This window comes from Lentilactobacillus sunkii DSM 19904, from assembly GCF_001435575.1.
Classification (GTDB): Bacteria; Bacillota; Bacilli; order Lactobacillales; family Lactobacillaceae; genus Lentilactobacillus; species Lentilactobacillus sunkii.
Genome location: NZ_AZEA01000046.1, coordinates 1 through 6,722, shown reverse-complemented (window position 1 = coordinate 6,722; position 6,722 = coordinate 1). Strand labels below are relative to the sequence as shown.

Genomic DNA, 6,722 nt, shown 5'->3' with positions numbered 1-6,722 from the left:
TTTCATTTACACAAGATTCTTGACGCTACCTTGATTAGCAGTTATACTACTAATTATAGTGATACAATTTTAAGTTACATAATTGGAAATTTATTAATATAATATTCAAATGGCAATTCTCGATGTCTAAGAATTGTCATTTTTTATAGATATTCAAAACATTTACCGAATCGTTTAGTGAAAGGATGTACTTTTTGAAAAAATTATTTTTGCTAACTCTTATATTATGGGCGGTAACTTTAACAATATTTTTAAATGCATTTTTTCAACATAAGTTACTAACACTAATACCGATAATTGCATACAATCGAATACATGGTTTGTTTGGATGGAGCTTGGTAATGTCCGTAATATCTTCCATTTTTGCCATAGTAATCCGCCCTAAAAAATAGTCATTGGAATTAAGTGTAAAAGGCACCCTTGAAATGTAGGAAACCTACATTTTTAAACTATCCTTGGCCAGGTGTTGAAGCTTCTCAGCGTATTTTAGGCCCTTAGCTTGGGACAGTTTCTTATCGGTACTAGGTGACCCTTTTATATTACGGACTCGAAGTCCCTGAGGCTATGTTCGGTCTCTGGCTTCATCTCCAGTGTAACGAAAAAGGTCCAGCTAGAAGCTGAAATTAATCAGTTTCTAACTGGATCTAATCTTAGAAACTGTTTGAGATCTGGTTTAAACTTTGATATACTTTTGCAAAAAAAGGAAGTTATCATGCCTAATTATCCCAGTAATATCACCCGTCAGCAGTTTGAAGTGATTCGTCCCGAATTAGAAAACTTTCATCAACGAACGAAGCCCCGCCAAGTTGATTTATATGACGTCTTTTGTGCGATCTTATACATATTGAAAAACGGATCCCAGTGGCGAGCCCTGCCACATGACTTTCCTAAATGGCAAACGGTTTATACTTACTTTCGCTTGTGGTCCCAGCAGTCGGCTCCAACGGAGCCGTCATTACTGGACCAAGTTTTAAAAAATTGTCTTTACCTTACGATCTCAACAAGATCGTTCGGCGTTAACTTCATTTATTATCGTGGATGCTCAAAGCGTTAAAAATACTGCCACCGCTGAAAACAAAGGTTACGATGCTGGTAAGAAGATCTCGGGGATTAAGCGCCATCTGGCCGTGGACATGAATGGCTTTCCGCAGGCCATTCATATCACGCGGGCAAATGTTTCTGATCGAGACGGGGCGAGTGCAATGATTGCTTTACATGCCAATGATCTTCGATATGTTCGCAATGTCTTAGTTGATGGTGGCTACTCAGGAGTTAACTTTAAATTGGATGTTATGAACAATCTACAGGCGACCGTTCAGGTCGCCAAGCGTAATGAATTACACAAGTTTGAAGTGTTGCCACAACGTTGGCTAGTTGAACGATCCTTTAGTTGGATAGAAAAATGTCGACGACTGTGGAAAAATTGCGAAAGGCAGTTACATACGAGTGCCACGATGATGACCTTAGCCTTTATGTCAGTTCTATTGCGGCGCTTTTAAAGATCTCAAACAGTTTCTAAGAAGATGTGGCCGTCAAGTGCAATTGACCCATTGTTGTTCAATTTAGCACTCATATAAGAGCTATACGTTCGTTAAGTTTCGGTTGTAGTTCCGATATTTTACTACCATTACTGATAGCTGCCAAACAGGTACTATTTTTAATGAACTTCATTTAGCAAGATTCCATGATGTTAATTACAAATTTTGGCAATGGATAACTACTTTAAAATGAGAGTTTGCATAATGTTTTCATAGAAATAAAGGCATTACTTAAATCAATAATAGGGAACTTTTAAGGGGGTTAATCGAATAATTGTTTATTAAATTGTAATAAAGATACCGTAATTATGAAAACAGATTATATTTTTAAATGATACAATTACCAAATTATGCAATTATTATTGCGAGCTAATTTTATTGTAAAAAAGTTGTAAAACGCCTTTAATCCGGTAATTATGATGGTATCATGAATTTAGTTCAATTAATAAAGAGGCGAGAATCCTGAATAATCCAGTTCTGGATTTACAACAGCAACCCACTGATGACAATGATCCACAAGGATTGGGGTTGAAGCACAGTAGCCGAAGCCATATGTGCAAGAGTGGCCTTAGCATCTTCTGCAAGTGATTTGATTTACTTCTTGTGATTTTGTAAATAGACCAATACTTTAATTGTGACATTTTTAATTAAGGTGTTGGCCTATTTTTCTTAATTACGAACATTATAAAAATAGTGTTTAGATGATATTTTTCAAATTGATGCATTTACTTTCTATGAATTGCATTTTTTGAATTATATCAGAACAATCCTGTATCTTAGGTTATTATCAAAATGAAAAATACAAAGTTTGTGAGGTATTAAAGCAATTGAAATATAAAATTCGCTTCTTTAGTGTCAACACAATGTTTGTTATGGGGATACTTTTTAGTCTAATTAGCACTCTGTTAAACATTGTTTTGCCATTAATTATACGGAATGCTATTGATATGCGAAAACTGATTGAAAATAAAATGGGTATACAAGTATTGCTGACTATAGGCAGCCTACTGATAGCAAGTACATTAATAACAGCCATGGGGAACTTTTTAGTTAGTCGAGAAGGAGATCGATTAATTGCCGATGTGCGTACGAAAGTTCAAACACATTTAATGCATTTACCAACCTCTTTTTTTGATAATAACCTAAGTGGTCAGTTGGCTAGTAGGGTTATAAATGATGCATCAATTCTTAAAAACTTTGTATCAGTTACTATTCCTGCCAATATAAGTAGCATGTTCATGGTGATTGGTACGCTTTTTGTTTTAGTAACTCTAGATTTAAAAATGACCATACTAATATGTTTCTGTTTCCCGTTAGTCTTTTTGATTATGGTTCCGATTGGAAAAATTATTGAAAGATATTCAATTAAAAGTCAAACAGAACTGAGTAATTTAACCGAAACGACTACTGAGAGCTTGCGAAACATTAGACCAGTTAAGCTAAATCACGCTGAAAAGGGCGTTCTGGCCAGGTTTTATAGGTATATTCAGAATCTCTACCATATATCTGTAAAATTTGATGAAGTATTTTCAATTACTAATCCAATTCAAACATTAGTGTCATATTCAATCATCCTTACGCTTATTTTATACGGTGGCGCAAGGGTAACGAATGGCACAATGACTCTTGGGACTTTGGTCTCCTTTTTGATTTACTTTTTTCAGTTGACTAATCCTATAAATAGCTTGGCCGTTTTTTATTCAGATTATAAGCAAGCTATTGGTGCAACTCAAAAGATTAATGAGATTATGTCTATACCAACTGAAGATGATAATGGTTTGGTGATTTCTGGAAGACAAGAACAAAACCCCCTAATTTTAAAGAATGTTTATTTTGCTTATGGACAACATGAAGTTTTGAGAAATGTTAGCTTACGCTTTGAACAGCAAAAAAAGATTGCGATTGTCGGGCCTTCAGGAGCTGGGAAAACAACCATTATTAATATCTTGACTAGGCTTTATCCAATTGATAAAGGAGAACTACTACTTGGAAAGACGCCGGCTTACAAGTATAAATTAAGTAGCTGGCGTAAATTATTTAGTATTGTTACGCAAGAGAACAGTATATTATCTGGTTCTATAAAAGATAACTTGTTATTCGGATTGGATACAAAGCCAAATAATACGGAGATTAACCATGCTTTGAATGTTGCCAACTTATCATCCGATATTAGTTTAATGCCAAGAGGAATCTCAACTATTGTTGGTGAACAAGGGGTTAAATTATCCGGTGGTCAACGTCAGCGACTTCAAATTGCTAGAACGTATTTAAAACAGACACCAGTTATTATTCTAGATGAAGCTACTTCAAGCTTGGATTCCGATTCTGAAAAAAATATATTAACATCATTGGAACGATTGTCAAAAGATAGAACGGTTATCTCTATCGCGCATCGCTTATCAACAATTGTGCATTCAGACTTAATTTATTTTGTTGATGACCATCGAATACTTGCTTGTGGAACTCATAAAGAACTATTGGCAAAATTGCCAGAATATAAAAGATTTGTGAATGAGCAGAAATTATAAAATTATATATATATAGGAGGATCTTATGCGTAATATGCATTTAATGATTAATCTGGTAAATGTAGCACTTTTGATTGAATTGATACTAAACTGTCCTTTTAAGGATAACAATGCTAAGGCAGCTTCCTATAAGTCAAACGTTCAGTCCTATGAGGCCTTAATGACGCCAAAAATTATCCACCCAAATCGGATAAAAGGGAGTGAATATAAAAGCTTTGATATTATCTTAAATCCGAAGCAGCATAATAAGATTCTACACCAAGCTATAGCAGTTAATACTCCGGGTGATTTGCACTTCAAACATTTCTTAACAGCAAACAAAATCGGAACACATTATGGTCAGTCATTAAGGATCTTAACTAGGTGGAAGCATTATTTAAATCAACACCATTTAAAATGTTCTTGGTTTAAGAATCGTATGGTACTTAAAGTTAGTGGTCGGGTAAGGTCTATCGATAAGGTTTTTAATGTTAAACTCCAAAAGGCTATTTATCACACTAACCCTGTCCGCTTTGGGACAAGGAAAAACTACATACCGAAAGAATTATCGAGGACCGTTTTAACGATAATCGGGATCACGGATTACAACTATCATAATGTATTTAGCAATTCTTTTAATAATTCAGAAATGAAAGGGAAAAAATCGAATAGAGGTGGATCAGATGTTAAAAAAATTATGAGACATTACGATGGAGAATATCTATATCGTAATGGATTAACTGGTAGAGGAACGGAAATAGGTATCATTGCTTTTGGAGCAGCTAAGAAGAAAAATGTATTACATTTTTGGCAACATGAAGGAGCAAGTACTAGTCAAAAGAGATTAAAAATAAAAGAAGTGTTTTCAAATCGATTTGAGAAAACTCGAGCTGGAAAAGATGATTTAGAGGCAACGCAAGATGCAGAAATCGCTGGTGCAATTGCCAAACGTGCAAAGGTTAAAATCTTTTTTGTCCCAGAACCATATCCTAATATTATGAATTTTCTAAATGCTTATTTAACGGCATTTGATGATCCCAAAATATCAGTAACAACTAGTAGCTGGGGGCTTGGAAACCAGATAGCTTATTTAGCACGCCATCGATTGGCCACGCCACATTATCGTTACCTACTTAATTTAGTTTTGGCTCAGGGTGCTTTAGAGGGGGATTCTAATTTTACTGCAGCGGGTGACTTTGGGATTCATGGAAATTTGAGATCTATGTATAAAAATCATGCATTATTGGATTATCAAAATACAGGGCAAGACCCATTAGCCACGAACCCGTTTGTAACAAGCGTGGGGGCAACGGTTCGCTCTTTTCATGTAAAAGAGAATGAACATGTGTTTAGCTATCGAGGTCCAGAAACTGCATGGGGGTTTGCTACAAATATATGGGCTAAATTGCCAAAAAGAAAGCATACGCTTGCTACTGCTAGAGAAATGATCAGTGGTAGTGGCGGTGGTTTTGCTCACTTTTATCATACACCTAGTTATCAGATGGGTGTTCCGGGGATTAATACATTTCATGCGTGGCAATACTTTTCTTATAATTTGCTACCAATAAATGGCACGCCGCCACTGCTTAGTGGAAAAGATCATGGGCGTAATTACCCAGATATATCGGCAAATATGATGGGATATCGAGTATACCAGGCAGATGGAAAAGATTCATGGGGTATTTCTGGTGGAACGAGTATCGTCACTCCACAATTTGCGGGAATTGCTGCCTTAATTAATAGTTCTCCTGGTCATAAAAAGATGGGATTCTGGAATCCTCAGATTTATCAATTAGCTAAATTTGATAATTCGGTATTTAAGACGTTGAATGGAACAACCAATAACTGCAATAACTATTATACTGGAGAGCCTGGGAAAGTGTATAACCAGGCTACTGGTTTAGGAATTCCCGATTTTAAAAAGCTGTTTTTAAAATATCAATAGATGTATTCAACTTGGGAAGCTTTAAAGACTAACTAAGATATAAGCTAAGCTGGGAAGTTGAAAAGGAGAAATGTAATGATGAATTCAGATGTCTGTAAGTATATGAATACCGATAGTAAGTATCTTTTATGGTATGACTAAATCAGGAGTAGGTTTAAGTAACCAAATGGACGCTTTCACAACGGCGCCATTTAATGTAACGGATTGGTTAGACTACACGGATAATTATTGGCATTACATGATGTATACGGATAATGATAATATATTACCGGATCAAGGATGGAAAATTCACATAACGGCAACGATAAATGAGGCACAAAGATTGTTATATGATGTTTCTAATTATTTAATACAACATCGAATATCGTTTAAGTTTGCTGTTAATAAAAACGAATTAATTCAAAAGAACTCGAAGTATGCGGACAGAGCAGCTTCAGGCAAATTTGTTACAATCTATCCTCACAATGAAAAAGAATTTGTGGAATTATTAAAACCGTTAGAAAGGATCACGTCTATTTATCACGCTGGGCCTTACATTTTAAATGATAAGCAATGGCATAATAGCAACGTTTTCTTCCGATATGGTGGATTTTCAGAAATGATGATGAATTATAAAGGAAACTTTGTTGCAGCTATAAAAGATAACCGAGGAAACCTCGTCCCAGATAAACGGGTACCTTATTACTATGTACCTCCATTTGGAGAGCGTAAAATATCTTGTGTAAATGCATA

The 6,722-nt window shown here is 35.3% G+C and carries 4 protein-coding genes; all 4 read left to right on the top strand.

Annotated elements, in window-relative coordinates; translation table 11 throughout:
• Window positions 1-709 precede the first annotated feature (709 nt).
• A protein-coding gene (locus tag FD17_RS12665) for an IS5 family transposase (protein ID WP_156653631.1) occupies window positions 710-1,499 on the top strand; the annotation gives its coding sequence in 2 pieces (ribosomal slippage) (window positions 710-981 and window positions 980-1,499; 792 coding nt in all).
• Window positions 1,500-2,365: 866 nt separating this feature from the next.
• The gene (locus tag FD17_RS12660; RefSeq protein ID WP_057826542.1) at window positions 2,366-4,066 is read left to right on the top strand and encodes an ABC transporter ATP-binding protein; all 1,701 of its coding nucleotides are present in this window, start codon (window positions 2,366-2,368) and stop codon (window positions 4,064-4,066) included.
• 25 nt (window positions 4,067-4,091) lie between these two features.
• Entirely contained in the window at window positions 4,092-5,990 is a 1,899-nt protein-coding gene (locus FD17_RS12655; RefSeq protein WP_057826541.1) for a S53 family peptidase, read from the top strand.
• A gap of 133 nt (window positions 5,991-6,123) precedes the next feature.
• A partial coding sequence (locus tag FD17_RS12650) for a class III lanthionine synthetase LanKC N-terminal domain-containing protein (RefSeq protein WP_477218326.1) occupies window positions 6,124-6,722 on the top strand: 599 nt, incomplete at its 3' end.